We start from the raw sequence: 13,462 nt of genomic DNA, 5'->3' as shown, positions 1-13,462 counted from the left end.
CGGTCGGTCAGTCGCCCGCCGCCACCTGGCGGTGCCGGTCCGTCAGTCGCCTGCCGCCACCTGGCGGGCCCAGCGGTAGTCCGCCTTGCCGCTGGGGGAGCGGCGGATGGTGTCGGTGAGGACCAGCCGTCGCGGGATCTTGTAGCCGGCCAGCCGGGCGCGGCAGTGGGTCTGGATGGCCTCCAGAGAGGGGCGCGGCGCGCCCGTGCGCAACTGGACCACCGCCGCGACATGGCTGCCCCAGGTCGCGTCCGGCACCCCGGCCACCAGCGCGTCGTACACGTCCGGATGTGATTTCAGGGCTTGTTCGACCTCCTCGGGGTACACCTTCTCGCCCCCGGTGTTGATGCACTGCGAGCCCCGGCCCAGGACGACGACCACGCCGTCCTCGTCGACGGTGGCCATGTCGCCGAGCAGCACCCAGCGTTCGCCGTCCTTCTCGAAGAACGTCTCGGCGGTTTTCACCGGGTCGTTGTAGTAGCCGAGCGGGACGTGGCCCTGCTGGGCGACCCGGCCGACCTCGCCGGGGGCGATCGGCTCGTGGGTGACCGGATCGACCACGCGGGTGCGGGAGTTGACCCGGATGCGGAAGCCGCGCGCGGGGCCGGAGTCGTCCGTCGCCGTGCCGTTGAAGCCGGATTCGGAGGACCCGAAGTTGTTCAGGAGCAGCGCGTTCGGCAGCAGGGCCCGGAACTGGGCGCGGACCGTCTCCGACATGATCGCCCCGGAGGAGGACACGCTGAACACGGACGAGCAGTCGGTGCCGCGCAGCGGGCCCTCCAGCGCGTCGATCAGGGGGCGCAGCATCGCGTCGCCGACCAGGGAGACGGCGTTGACCTTCTCCCGGGCGATCGTGCGCAGCACCTCCTCGGGTACGAACTTGCGGTGCAGCACGACGCGTTGGCCGAAGTTGAAGCCGATGAACGCGGTGAGGGTGGAAGTGCCGTGCATCAGCGGGGGAGTGGGGAAGAAGGTGATCCCCGAGCCGCCGGCCGCGACCCGTTCGGCCAGTTCCCGGGGGGACTTGACCGGCTCCCCGGTCGGGGCCCCGCCGCCCAGGCCGGCGAAGAACAGGTCCTCCTGGCGCCACATCACGCCCTTGGGCATCCCGGTGGTGCCGCCGGTGTAGATGATGAACTGGTCGTCGCCCGAGCGGGCGGGGAAGCCGCGGTGCGGGGAGCCGGCGGCCTCGGCGTCCGTGAACGCGGTGACCGCCTTGCCGAGCCGGTCGTCGTCGTCAGGACCCACCCGGATCAGATGCCGCAGGGCCGGAGTCCGGGGCAGCGCCGCCGCCACCCGGTCGGTGAACTCGGCGTCGAAGACCAGCGCGGTGAGATCGGCGTCCCGGTAGAGGTAGACCAACTCCTCTTCCACATAGCGATAGTTGACGTTGACGGGGACGATCCGCGCCTTCAGGCAGCCCAGCACGGTCTGGAGGTACTCCACCCCGTTGTAGAGGTGCAGGCCGAGGTGTTCGCCGGGGCGGATCCCGCTGTCCAGGAGGTGGTGGCCGATCCGGTTGGCCGCCGCGTCGAGCGCGGCATAGGTCAGCCGGCGCTCCTCCCCGGTGCCGGGATGGTCGACGTACACGAGCGCCTCACGGTCCGCCGCCACGTCGACGACCGACTCGAACAGGTCGGCAAGGTTGTACTCCACCGCTCCTCCTCCACCGCTCCTCCTGACCTCGCGCACGGCCGACGGCCCGGCCACCGGCGGGATGCCGGTCATCAGAGCAAAGGGAGCGACAAGTGGGAAGGGCTCGCGCAGCCCGAATCTGATGTCCTGTCAGAAATGAATCTGACTGAGTGTCAGAAAACCCTTGAAGTGCCCTCGCGCCTCCTGCAACCTGTTCTCGTTCTGTGCGAGGGGCGACGAGCGGAGATGGCCGATGGGCGGAACCGAACACCTCACCGTGCACCGCGAGGGCGCCACCCTGGTGCTCACGCTCAACCGGCCCGAGGCGAAGAACGCCCTCTCGCCGGCGATGCTCGTCGGCCTGTACGACGGCTGGACCGAGGCCGACGAGGACGACTCGGTCCGCTCGATCGTCTTCACCGGCGCCGGCGGCTGCTTCTGCGCCGGGATGGACCTCAAGGCCCTGGCCGGGCGGGGCATGGCGGGCGACACCTACCGCGACCGCCTCAAGGCCGACCCCGACCTGCACTGGAAGGCGATGCTGCGCCACCACCGCCCCCGCAAGCCGGTGATCGCCGCCGTCGAGGGCCACTGCGTCGCCGGCGGCACCGAGATGCTCCAGGGCACCGACATCCGGGTCGCCGGCGAGTCCGCCGTCTTCGGCCTCTTCGAGGTCCGGCGCGGACTGTTCCCCATCGGCGGCTCCACCGTCCGCCTGCCGCGCCAGATCCCGCGCACCCACGCCCTGGAGATGCTCCTCACCGGCCGCCCCTACACCGCCCGCGAGGCCGCCGGCATCGGACTCGTCGGCCATGTCGTCCCGGACGGCACCGCCCTGGACAAGGCCCTGGAGATCGCCGAACAGGTCAACGCCTGCGGCCCGTTGGCCGTCGAGGCCGTCAAGGCGTCGGTGTACGAGGCCGCCGAACTGACCGAGACCGACGGCCTCGCCGCCGAACTCGCCCGCGGCTGGCCCGTGTTCGACACCGCCGACGCCAAGGAAGGCAGCCGCGCCTTCGCGGAGAAGCGGCCGCCCCGGTTCAAGCGCGCCTGAACTCCCAAGGAGGCACCGCCCGATGCCCGACGTCCTCAAGGCCCCCCTCGTCGTCGAGTTCCCCTTCACCCGCTCCCTCGGCCCCGTCCAGAGCGCCTTCCTCACCGGGCTGCGCGAGCAAGTCGTCCTCGGCGTACGGACCACCGACGGCCGCGTCCTCGTCCCGCCCGTCGAGTACGACCCCGTCACCGCCGGCGAACTGGACGACCTCGTGGAGGTCGCCCCCACCGGCACGGTCACCACCTGGGCCTGGAACCACGCCCCGCGCCGCGGCCAGCCCCTCGACACCCCCTTCGCCTGGGTCCTGGTCCGCCTCGACGGCGCCGACACCGCCCTCCTGCACGCCCTCGACGCCCCCGGCCCCGACACCGTCCGCACCGGCATGCGGGTCCGGATCCGCTGGGCGGCCCGGCGCACCGGCGCCATCACCGACATAGCCTGCTTCGAGCCGTACGACGGCGAACCCGCCCAAGTCACGGGCAGCACCGGTGCGTTCGAGGACCCCGTGACCGGCATCGTCGCGCCCGCCCGCCTCGACTACACCTACACACCCGGCCGCGCCCAGAGCGCCCACCTCGACGCCCTCACCGAGCACCGCACCGTCGGCGAACGCTGCCCCTCCTGCCGCAAGGTGTACGTCCCGCCCCGCGGCGCCTGCCCCACCTGCGGCGTCGGCACCGCCGAACAGGTCGAGGTCGGCCCGCGCGGCACCGTCACCACGTTCTGCATCGTCAACATCAAGGCGAAGAACCTCGACATCGAGGTGCCCTACGTCTACGCCCACATCGCCCTCGACGGCGCCGACCTCGCGCTCCACGCACGCATCGGCGGCATCCCGTACGACCAGGTCCGCATGGGACTGCGGGTCGAACCCGTGTGGACGCCGGGCGTCCGCCACCCCGACCACTACCGGCCCACCGGCGAACCCGACGCGGACTACGACACCTACAAGGAGCTGTTGTGACCCGGGAGATCGCCGTCGTGGCCTTCGCGCAGACCGACACCCTGCGCACCACCGAGGAACACTCCGAGGTGGAGATGCTCATGCCCGTCCTGCACGCCGTGCTGGAGCGCACCGGCCTGAAGACGTCCGACATCGGCTTCACCTGCTCCGGCTCCAGCGACTACCTCGCCGGCCGCGCCTTCTCCTTCACCCTCGCCCTCGACGGCGTCGGCGCCTGGCCGCCGATCTCCGAGTCCCACGTCGAGACCGACGGCGCCTGGGCCCTGTACGAGGCATGGACCAAACTTCTCACCGGCGACGCGGACACCGCGCTCGTCTACTCCTACGGCAAGTCCTCGCCCGGCTCGCTGCGCGACGTCCTCACCCGTCAGCTCGACCCCTATTACGTCGCCCCGCTGTGGCCCGACTCCGTCGCCCTCGCCGCCCTCCAGGCCCAGGCGCTCATCGACACCGGCGCCACCGACGAGGACGCCCTCGCCGCGATCGCCGCCCGCAGCCGCAACACCGACAACCCGCACGCCCAGCTCCGCGGCACCCGTCCCCACGGCGACTACCAGGTACGCCCCCTGCGCACCGGCGACTGCCCGCCGGTCGGCGACGGGGCCGCCGCCGTGATCCTCGCGGCCGGCGACCGCGCCCGCGAACTGTGCCCGCGCCCCGCCTGGATCCGCGGCATCGACCACCGCATCGAGGCCCACGCGCTCGGCGTGCGCGACCTGACCGACTCACCCTCCACCCGGCTGGCCGCCGAACGTGCCGGTGCCTTCGAACGCCCCGTCGACACCGCCGAACTGCACGCGCCGTTCACCTCCCAGGAGGTCGTCCTGCGCCGCGCCCTGGACCTCGGCGACGACGTGCGCGTCAACCCGTCCGGCGGCGCCCTCGCCGCCAACCCCATGATGGCCGCCGGCCTCGCCCGCATCGGCGAGGCCGCCGCCCGCATCCACCGGGGCGCCTCCGACCGCGCCCTCGCCCACGCCACCTCAGGACCGTGTCTCCAGCAGAACCTGGTCGCCGTACTCGAAGGGGATCCGCGATGAGCAAGGAACCGGTGGCCGTCGTCGGGATCGGCCAGACCCGGCACGTCGCCGCACGCCGGGACGTGTCCCTCGCCGGACTCGTCCGCGAGGCCGCCCGCCGCGCCCTCGACGACGCCGAACTGACCTGGGCCGACATCGACGCCGTCGTCATCGGCAAGGCGCCCGACTTCTTCGAGGGCGTCATGATGCCCGAGCTGTACCTCGCCGACGCCCTCGGCGCCGTCGGCAAACCCATGCTCCGGGTGCACACGGCGGGCAGCGTCGGCGGCTCCACCGCGCTGGTCGCCGCGAACCTGGTCGCCGCCCGGGTGCACACCACCGTGCTCACCCTCGCCTTCGAGAAGCAGTCCGAGTCCAACGCCATGTGGGGACTCTCCCTGCCGATCCCCTTCCAGCAGCCCCTGCTGGCCGGCGCCGGCGGCTTCTTCGCCCCGCACGTACGCGCCTACATGCGGCGCAGCGGCGCCCCCGACACCGTCGGCTCCCTCGTCGCCTACAAGGACCGCCGCAACGCCCTCAAGAACCCCTACGCCCACCTCCACGAGCACGACATCACTCTGGAGAAGGTCCAGGCGTCCCCCATGCTGTGGGACCCGATCCGCTACTCCGAGACCTGCCCCTCCTCCGACGGCGCCTGCGCCATGGTCCTCACCGACCGCGCCGGCGCGGCCCGCGCCCCCCGCCCGCCCGCCTGGATGCACGGCGGCGCGATGCGCAGCGAACCCACCCTCTTCGCCGGCAAGGACGCCGTCTCCCCGCGGGCCGGGCGGGACTGCGCGGCCGACGTCTACCGGCAGGCCGGCGTCAGCGACCCGCGCCGCGAGATCGACGCCGCCGAGATCTACGTACCGTTCTCCTGGTACGAGCCGATGTGGCTGGAGAACCTCGGCTTCGCCGCCGAGGGCGAGGGCTGGAAGCTCACTGAGTCCGGCGTGACCGAACTCGACGGCGACCTGCCCGTCAACATGTCGGGCGGTGTCCTGTCCACCAATCCGATCGGCGCCTCCGGCATGATCCGCTTCGCCGAGGCCGCGCTCCAGGTCCGCGGCCTGGCCGGAGAACACCAGGTGGAGCGGGCCCGCAGGGTCCTCGGCCACGCCTACGGCGGCGGCTCGCAGTTCTTCGCGATGTGGCTCGTGGGAGCGTGGCCACCCGAGTCCTGAAACGTCCTTTCCACGTGCTCTGTCCGCACCCGTGGGCGATCGCTAGGCTGGCCCGCGGACGACGAACCGGGAGGAGCACGGACGTGGCCGAGAGCACCATCCAGCAACAGCCGCTCACGGGCTGGGACAAGCCGGAGCTGGACCTCAGCAGCGCCGAGTGGCAGTCGAGCAGCCAGGGTCGGGGGGATGTCCAGATCGCCTTCGTCGAGGGATTCATCGCGATGCGCAACAGCGGCCGCCCCGAGAGTCCTTCCCTGATCTTCACCCCCGCGGAGTGGGGCGCGTTCGTGTCGGGCGCGCGGGAAGGGGAGTTCGACCTGACCTGAGCCGGCCCCCGAGCCGGCCCGGACCGTCCTTCGGACCGGTTTCCGGTCCCATTTTCCGGACACGCGATCACGGACGCCCTCCTGGGGCCCCGCCTGGGCAAGGCTGGCCCCAGCAGGACACCGGTCGTCTTTCCGGAGGTGAGGACCATGAGCACCCTGCCGGTCGTCGTGGCCGTCGACGGTTCCGAGCACAGTCTGCGCGCCCTGGACTGGGCCCTGGACGCCGCCCGCAGACGCGGCGCTCCGCTGCGCGTCGCCCACGTCCGCCACCACGTCGCCTGGACGCCGCCCGGCGCCCCCGTCGTCGTACCCCCGCCCGCCGACGACGACCCGGTGCTCGCCGACGCCCGCGCCCGTGTCGAGGCGGCCGGTACGGCCGGCGCCGGGCCGTCGGCGCAGTACCTGGCCCTGGACGGCGCGCCCGGCGCGCTGCTGCCCGAACTGGGCGCCGAGGCCCAGCTCCTGGTGCTCGGCTCGCGGGGCCGCGGCGGCTTCGCCGGGCTGCTGCTCGGCTCCAACGGCATGACCGCCGCCCGGGACGCCGAGTGCCCGGTCGTGATCGTGCCGCCGCCCGGCCGCGAGGTCGACGACCTGCTGCCCTCCGAGCCCGGCGCCCGGGTGGTCGTGGGCCTCAAGGCCGACGCCCCCGACGACGCGACCCTCGCCCTCGCCTTCACCGAGGCGGCCCTGCGCGACGCGCGCGTCCAGGTGATCGCCGCCTACCCGTGGCCGATCCAGACCTGGGTCGCCCCCGGTGACCTGGTGCTCCCGGTCTACGACCAGGACGCCGTCGAGCACGAGACCCGCACCCTCGCCGACGGCTTCCTCACCGCACACCGCACCCGCCACCCCGAGGTCCCGGTGGAGGTCCGCCCGGCCCCCGGCGACGCGGCCGGCCTCCTCGTCGCCGCCTCCAAGGACGCCGCCCTGACCGTCGTGGGCCGCCACCGCCGCCGCCTGCTGGCCCCCGCCCGCATGCTCGGCTCGGTCACCCACGCGGTGCTTCTTCACGCGGCGAGCCCGGTGGCCGTGGTCCCGCCTGCCGCGGCGGAGGAGTGAACGCGGAGGGGTGAGGCCCCGCACCCGAGGTCCGCGTGGCGGTCAGGTCGGTTTCCGGTGATGCCGGGGGCCTGTTCGTCGCTGTTTCCGAGGACGTGGAGCCGGCCGTCGTGGGCAGCCCCGCCAGCGCCTGCCGGCTCCCGCTCGCATGCTCGGGTCGGTCACCCACGCGATCCTCCTCCACGCGGCGAGCCCGGTAGCGGTGGTACCGCCTGCGGGGGCGGAGGAGTGACGTCGGAGGGTCCCGCACCCGGGGTCTGCGTGGAGGTCGGGCGGGTTCCCGGCGGTGCAGGTTCGGTCACCCGGGCGCGGCGGATCCGGTGGCGGTGGTGCCGCCTGTGGGGGGGCGTGAACCAGGCGAGCGAGGGTGAACCGACACCCGCCGGAGGCCCGCCCGACCTCTACGCGGACGCGGCGGGTCCGGTCGCCGTGGTGCTGTCCGCGGCGGTGTAAGAGTGAACCCGTAGGGTCCCGCACCCGGGGTCCGAGCGGACGTCGGGACCGGTCCCGGGCCGTGGCCGTCGGCCGTCCGCCGGGGTCGAGGAAGGAAACCCGGAACGGCCCCGGGCGGCGGGCCGCCCGCACGACGTTCATCGGGTCCGGGCACGTACCATGGCCGCATGTCGTTCCTCCGTCGCCGCAGCGCCACCCCCGCCGGCCCCGACTTCGACGTGCTGGCCATGGATCCGGGCGACTGGCCCGGCAATCTCGGCGCCGGGCTGCTGCCCGCCCCCGACGGCACCTGCCAGGGCGTCTTCCTGCGCTACGACCTGTTCGGCGGCCGCGGCCCCGCGATGATCATCGGCAATCTCCCCGAGGGCTCCCCGGCCCGTGAGGTCGCGGAGGGCGAGGTCCCCTTCGAGGTGGCGCAGCTCCTGCTGGCGCTGGAGAACGACGAGGAGGTCACCGTCGTCGGCGTCGAGGACATGCCCGTCATGCAGGGCGACAACCTCCTCATCGTGCGGCGGCTGAAGCTCTCCGAAAGCCGGATCTCCTGCGTGCAGTTCGACCGCAGCGACAACGTCCTGGTGACGATCGCCGCCTGGGACCGCCCCATCACCGACGACCTGTACGCCCTGCTGAAGCCGCTCCCGGCGGAGCTGTTCCAGCAGGGCTGAGGCCCCTGCGTCAGGACGCGGCCGGGACGGGATCGACGTCGGCGGCCCGGACGAACGCCACCCGGTGGCCGTACTGGATCTCGTAGTACTGCTCCTCGCCCACCACGACCCGGTGCGAGGCGGTGTCAAAGGTGACGGAGTAGTAGTACTCGCCCGCCACCTTGCCGCCGGTCACGTACCGCTGCCCCTGCGGCAGGGTGTACGGCAGCGGGGACAGCGGCTGGACGGGGACGCCGGAGGGGTAGGCGGACGCCTCCGGGTAGGCCCGCCCGTACACCGGGACACTGCCGGCCCCCGCCTTGGGGGTGATCAGCGTGCCGTCCGAGGGCACCGCCGCCGGCTGTCCGGACGGGTTGCGGAACCACGCCTTCTGGCCGAGGTACCAGATCGCCGTCCAGTCGCCCCAGGTGTCCGCGACCGCGAACTGCTGGCCGGTGGAGACCCGTGAGGACAGGTCGTTGACCCCGGTCGTCGGGGCGGAGCCCATCGCCGGGTCCTTGATCAGGGCCGATGTCTCGTCGTGGTCGGAGTACAGCCGTACCGCGCTCGACCCGTGCGCGGGACACGGCTGCCCCTGGCCCGAGCAGCCCGTGTAGGGCGGGCGGTTCGCGGCGTAGTCCGGGCGGATCGTCACCACCCCGGTGCCGCCGCCGGGCGCCGCCTCGAACGGCTTGCCGAGCAGGTCGAAGTAGTGCCGCCAGTCCCAGTACGGGCCCGGGTCGGTGTGCATGCCGGAGACGGCCGCGGTGGTCGGGCCGGGCACCGTGTCGTGGCCCAGGATGTGCTGCCGGTCCAGCGGGATCCCGTACCGGGCCGCCAGGTACGACACCAGCCGTGCCGACGAGCGGTACATCGCCTCCGTGTACCAGGAGTCCGGCTGGGCGAGGAAGCCCTCGTGCTCCAGGCCGACCGACTTGGAGTTGACGTACCAGTTGCCCGCGTGCCAGGCGACGTCCTTCGCCTTCACATGCTGGGCGATGTGCCCGTCGGTGGAGCGCAGGGAGTAGTTCCAGGAGACGTACGTCGGATCCTGCACCGACTCGATGACACCGGCCCAGCCGCCCTCGGTGTCGTGGACGACGATGTACTCGACGGCCTGGGACGCCGGGCGGTCGGCCAGGTCGTGGTTGCCGTAGTCGTCGGTGCCGAACCGCTCGTAGGGCGCCGGGATCCACTCGCAGGCCACGGTCGCCGGGCACTCGGTGTCCGCGGCGGACGCCGTGCGCAGCCCGGTCCGGCGGAGCTGGGCGGTGTCCGGCCGTACGGCGGGACGCGCGGCCAGTGCCATCGCCTGGCCGGCGTCCGTGGTGCGGCGCTGCCCGGTGCGCAGGACGTCGTACACGTCGTCGGCGTACCGGGCGGCCGTCGCCGTGTCGTCCGCGCCGGAGAAACGGGCCACCGCGCCGTACCAGTCGGCCGGGTCGGCGCTCGCCGGCTCGCCCAGGTCGCGCTGGGCGGCGGCGAGCAGGGCGGCGCCGCCGCGCACGTTGGCCGCGGGGTCGGAGCGCAGCTTCTCGGGGCTCAGACCGGTGAGTTCGGCCGCCCTCGGGAGCGTGGTCAGCCGGGCCGGCAGCGTCGCGGGCGCGGGCGTCCGGGGCGGCGCGGGGTGCAGCGGGGCGCGGGCGCTGTCACCGCGCGGGTCCTCGGCGCCCTCGGTGTGGTGGGCGGCCTCGGCGAGGGCGGTGCGGGCGTCGGTGAGATGCATGGGGCCGTAGCCGCCGGTGACGCTCGGCGCGCCGGCGTGCCCGTCCCAGCGGGACTGGAGATAGGAGACGGCGAGCAGCACGCCCGGCGGCACGTGGTACTCGGCGGCCGCGGCGGCGAACGAACGCTGGAGGGACTGCGCCGGGGGTCCGGCGGGCGGGGGCGGTCCGGCCGGGGGCCGGGCCGTGGCGGGTGCCGCGCCGAGCAGCGGCAGCAGCAGAGCCGCCGACGCCACGGCGCCTGCGGCTCTGCGCGGAGTGGGGGGTGTGCGCAAGGCGGTCTCCTGGGCCGGGGGTGGGGGAGTGCGGCGCCGGAACGCGGCGCTTGTCGCACCGGCTTGCCGACGACCCGTCAATCATGCCCACCCACGGGGGATTTCCGCCGCCGGGACACATCGCCCGGACCCGCCCACACGAAGGCCGCACACACGAGGGCCGGACACACGAAGGTCCGCGGCGCGCCGCCGTTCCGGCGCACCGCGGACCTCGGTCCCCTCAGCGAGTGCCGACCGCCGCCCGCACGGCCCGGCGGGCGAGCTGGCAGTCGTCGTGCAGCCGCCGCAGGAGCAGCCGCTGTTCCTCACCGGACGGCGCGGCGCCGGGCTGGGCCGCTCCCGGCGCCGTCGGGGTCGCGTCGTGCATCGAACGCTGCACGGCGGTCTCGTAGGTACGGATCTCCCGGGTCAGCACCAGCATCAGGTTGACCAGGAACGCGTCCCGGGACGCCGGTCCGGCCGTCTGGGCGATCTGGGCGATCTGACGGCGCGCCACCGGCGCGTCGCCCAGCACCGACCAGAGCGTGGCGAGGTCGTAGCCCGGCAGGTACCAGCCCGCGTGCTCCCAGTCCACCAGCACTGGACCGGCCGGGGACAGCAGCATGTTCGACAGGAGGGCGTCGCCGTGGCAGAACTGGCCCATGCCGTGCCGGCCCGCGGAGGTCGCGATGCCGTGCAGCAGCTTCTGGAGGTCGCCCATGTCCCGGTCGGTGAGCAGGCCCAGCTCGTGGTAGCGGGAGATACGGGACGGGTAGTCGAGCGGGGCGTCGAAGGCGCCCGCCGGCGGCCGCCAGGCGTTCAGCCGGCAGATCGCGCCGAGCGCCGCCCTGATGTCCGCGCGGGCCGGGGCCTCGGCCGGATGCCGCTGGAGTGCCGCCACCCGGCCGGGCATCCGCTCGATGACCAGGGTGCAGTTGTCCGGGTCCGCCGCGATCAGTCTCGGCGCGCGCACCGGGGGGCGCTGCCGGACGAACGTGCGGTACGCCGCTATTTCGTGCCGGATCCGCTCCGACCACACGGGCGAGTGGTCCAGTAAGCACTTCGCGACGGCCGTGCTGCGGCCGGTGGTGCCGACCAGCAGGACGGAACGGCCGCTGCGCCGCAGGACCTGGACCGGTGCGAACTCCGGACAGATCCGGTGCACCGAGGCGAGCGCGGTGCGCAGTTGGGCGCCCTGCGGGCCGGACAGGTCGAGCCGTCCGCTGAGCTGCTGCGCGCCGATCCCCGCGGGGCGGCGGACACCGGCCGCGCCGAGCGCGGGGGCCGCCGGCCGGGCGGGAGCGAGGTAGGGGCCGCCACCCCCGCCCGGGCGGGGGTGCAGCGGCCGGGGCGGGGCGGACACGGAGGACGATGCTGCGTACATGGGCGAAACAGATCCCTTCGTGTGCCTGACGTCAGAACGCTGCCCCGACCGGTCGTCCCGGGTGCACCCTGGGGAGTGTCCCTCGGCGACCTGGTCGGGGTGGCGCTTTCCTACCTGACACCCGGCGCCCACTGGCACACCATCTGGCGGGCCCTGGCGAACCCTGGCGAATAGTCGCCCGGCACCTTCCCCCGGGCTACTGTCAACTCAGCCGAGAACCTGGGGGCTTGACGTGAGCGGACAACCCAACACCCGCCTTGCGGACCTGTTCGGCCTGGCCGGCTGGTCCAAGGGTGAACTCGCGAGGCTGGTCAACCGGCAGGCGGCGGCCATGGGCCACCCCCAGCTCTCGACCGACACCTCGCGGGTGCGGCGGTGGATCGACATGGGAGAGATCCCGCGCGATCCGGTGCCGCGGGTGCTGGCGGCTCTGTTCACCGAGCGTCTCGGCCGTGTCGTGACCATCGAGGACCTCGGTCTGGTCCGGCACGGGCGTACAGGGAAACGGCCCGGCGGCGGGAGTGCGGAACATCCCGACGGCTTGCCGTGGGCGCCCGAACGGACTGCCGCGGTCCTCACCGAATTCACGGGAATGGACCTCATGCTCAACCGACGCGGCTTGGTGGGCGCGGGTGCCGCGCTCGCCGCGGGATCAGCACTCAGCACAGCCATGTACGACTGGCTCCACACCGACCCCACTCTCTCCGCCGACGCTCCCGTCATCGACCACCCCCTTCTGCACCACGCCGACCCGTCCGGGTTCGACCGCTACGAGGCCGCCCCCATCGGGACGGAGGAGATCGAGGAGCTGGAGCGCTCGGTCGAGGTGTTCCGGGCCTGGGACGCGGCCCGCGGCGGCGGGCTGCAACGCAAGGCCGTCGTGGGACAGCTCAACGAGGTGGGCGGCATCCTCGCCTACCATCACCCCACCCATCTCCAGCGGCGCCTGTGGGGCGTCGCCGCCAACCTCGCCGTCCTCGCGGGCTGGATGTCGCACGACGTCGGCCTGGAGCCCACGGCCCAGAAGTACTTCGTCATCGCCGCCCACGCGGCCCGTGAGGGCGGTGACCGGCCGCGGGCCGGCGAGGCGCTCTCCCGGGCGGCCCGTCAGATGGTCCATCTGGGCCGGCCCGACGAGGCGCTCGACCTGATGAAGCTCGCCCAGTCCGGCGCCGGTGACAACGTGCTGCCGAAGACCCGGGCGATGTTCCACACCATCGAGGCGTGGGCGCAGGCGTCCATGGGCAAGGGCCAGGCCATGCGCCGTACCCTCGGCCGGGCGGAGGATCTGTTCGTGTCCGAGAGGGGCGACATGGAACCGCCGCCCTGGATGCAGACCTTCAAGGACGAGGACCTGTTCGGGATGCAGGCCCTGGCGTACCGCACGCTGGCCGAGTTCGAGCCGCAGGCGGCCACGCACGCCCAGTACTACGCGGAGAAGGCGCTCGCGCTGCGGGTGGACGGGCGGGAGCGGTCGAAGATCTTCGACCATCTCTCCATGGCCTCGGCCTGCTTCATCGCCGACGATCCGGAACAGGCGGACCGCTACGCGCGGCTGGCGCTGGTGTCGATGGGCTCCAACTCCTCCCGCCGCACCTGGGACCGGCTGCGCGAGATGTACCGGCTGACCGCCGAGTACGCGGGCTACCCCAGGATCAGCGCCCTGCGGGAGGAGATCGCGCAGGCGCTGCCGAAGCCGAGGGGAGGCCGGGGCGGCGGCGGGACCGTGCAGGCGTAGCCGGACACGGGGAGCGGGACGGGA

Annotated in this window: 11 protein-coding genes and 1 pseudogene; 9 read left to right on the top strand and 3 right to left on the bottom strand. The window is 73.4% G+C overall.

Going from position 1 to position 13,462, the window contains the following annotated elements:
- Positions 1–42: 42 nt before the first annotated feature.
- A complete protein-coding gene (locus G6W55_RS15330; RefSeq protein ID WP_175521387.1) occupies positions 43–1,656 on the bottom strand; it encodes an acyl-CoA synthetase in 1,614 nt (537 codons plus the stop codon).
- Between the two features lie 232 nt (positions 1,657–1,888).
- On the opposite strand from G6W55_RS15330, the gene G6W55_RS15325 reads away from it, so the two are divergent.
- The 8 genes and pseudogenes from G6W55_RS15325 (at position 1,889) to G6W55_RS15295 (ending at position 8,359) form a co-directional block, all read left to right on the top strand.
- On the top strand, positions 1,889–2,689 hold the full coding sequence (locus G6W55_RS15325; protein ID WP_175521386.1) for a crotonase/enoyl-CoA hydratase family protein: 801 nt from the start codon (positions 1,889–1,891) through the stop codon (positions 2,687–2,689).
- Between the two features lie 22 nt (positions 2,690–2,711).
- Positions 2,712–3,653: a Zn-ribbon domain-containing OB-fold protein gene (locus G6W55_RS15320; RefSeq protein WP_175521385.1), complete on the top strand. Its 942-nt coding sequence runs from the start codon at positions 2,712–2,714 to the stop codon at positions 3,651–3,653.
- Positions 3,650–4,693 (top strand): thiolase domain-containing protein, encoded by a 1,044-nt coding sequence (locus G6W55_RS15315; RefSeq protein ID WP_175521384.1) that lies wholly within the window; start codon positions 3,650–3,652, stop codon positions 4,691–4,693. Before G6W55_RS15320 ends, G6W55_RS15315 begins: the two co-directional genes overlap by 4 nt.
- The gene (locus tag G6W55_RS15310) at positions 4,690–5,856 is read left to right on the top strand and encodes a thiolase domain-containing protein (protein WP_175521383.1); all 1,167 of its coding nucleotides are present in this window, start codon (positions 4,690–4,692) and stop codon (positions 5,854–5,856) included. Before G6W55_RS15315 ends, G6W55_RS15310 begins: the two co-directional genes overlap by 4 nt.
- An 83-nt stretch (positions 5,857–5,939) precedes the next feature.
- A complete protein-coding gene (locus G6W55_RS15305) occupies positions 5,940–6,182 on the top strand; it encodes a DUF397 domain-containing protein (protein WP_030787453.1) in 243 nt (80 codons plus the stop codon).
- Between the two features lie 147 nt (positions 6,183–6,329).
- Complete coding sequence (locus tag G6W55_RS15300; RefSeq protein WP_175521382.1) at positions 6,330–7,241, top strand: universal stress protein; 912 nt, start codon at positions 6,330–6,332, stop codon at positions 7,239–7,241.
- A gap of 136 nt (positions 7,242–7,377) precedes the next feature.
- Positions 7,378–7,473, top strand: a pseudogene (locus tag G6W55_RS39555) (universal stress protein); the annotation flags it as partial.
- 388 nt (positions 7,474–7,861) lie between these two features.
- Positions 7,862–8,359, top strand: a complete 498-nt coding sequence (locus tag G6W55_RS15295; protein WP_175521381.1) for a hypothetical protein — start codon at positions 7,862–7,864, stop codon at positions 8,357–8,359.
- Between the two features lie 10 nt (positions 8,360–8,369).
- Here the strand turns inward: G6W55_RS15295 and G6W55_RS15290 are convergent, their stop codons facing one another.
- Positions 8,370–10,337: an N-acetylmuramoyl-L-alanine amidase gene (locus tag G6W55_RS15290; RefSeq protein WP_217686952.1), complete on the bottom strand. Its 1,968-nt coding sequence runs from the start codon at positions 10,335–10,337 to the stop codon at positions 8,370–8,372.
- 220 nt (positions 10,338–10,557) lie between these two features.
- On the bottom strand, positions 10,558–11,700 hold the full coding sequence (locus G6W55_RS15285) for an aminoglycoside phosphotransferase family protein (protein WP_175521380.1): 1,143 nt from the start codon (positions 11,698–11,700) through the stop codon (positions 10,558–10,560).
- 232 nt (positions 11,701–11,932) lie between these two features.
- On the opposite strand from G6W55_RS15285, the gene G6W55_RS15280 reads away from it, so the two are divergent.
- On the top strand, positions 11,933–13,438 hold the full coding sequence (locus G6W55_RS15280) for a hypothetical protein (RefSeq protein WP_175521379.1): 1,506 nt from the start codon (positions 11,933–11,935) through the stop codon (positions 13,436–13,438).
- The last annotated feature ends 24 nt before the right edge of the window (positions 13,439–13,462 follow it).

The organism is Streptomyces sp. CAI-85 (assembly GCF_013363615.1).
Classification (GTDB): domain Bacteria; phylum Actinomycetota; class Actinomycetes; order Streptomycetales; family Streptomycetaceae; genus Streptomyces; species Streptomyces antibioticus_B.
The sequence above is the reverse complement of the archived record's forward strand: the minus strand, read 5'-3'. Positions and strand labels throughout refer to the sequence as shown.

Coding starts and splice junctions, on each gene's coding strand:
- G6W55_RS15300 (WP_175521382.1), top strand. CDS start 6,330: ATGAGCACCCTGCCGGTCGTCGTGGCCGTCGACGGTTCCGAGCACAGT.
- G6W55_RS15295 (WP_175521381.1), top strand. CDS start 7,862: ATGTCGTTCCTCCGTCGCCGCAGCGCCACCCCCGCCGGCCCCGACTTC.
- G6W55_RS15320 (WP_175521385.1), top strand. CDS start 2,712: ATGCCCGACGTCCTCAAGGCCCCCCTCGTCGTCGAGTTCCCCTTCACC.
- G6W55_RS15325 (WP_175521386.1), top strand. CDS start 1,889: ATGGGCGGAACCGAACACCTCACCGTGCACCGCGAGGGCGCCACCCTG.
- G6W55_RS15285 (WP_175521380.1), bottom strand. CDS start 11,700: ATGTACGCAGCATCGTCCTCCGTGTCCGCCCCGCCCCGGCCGCTGCAC.
- G6W55_RS15310 (WP_175521383.1), top strand. CDS start 4,690: ATGAGCAAGGAACCGGTGGCCGTCGTCGGGATCGGCCAGACCCGGCAC.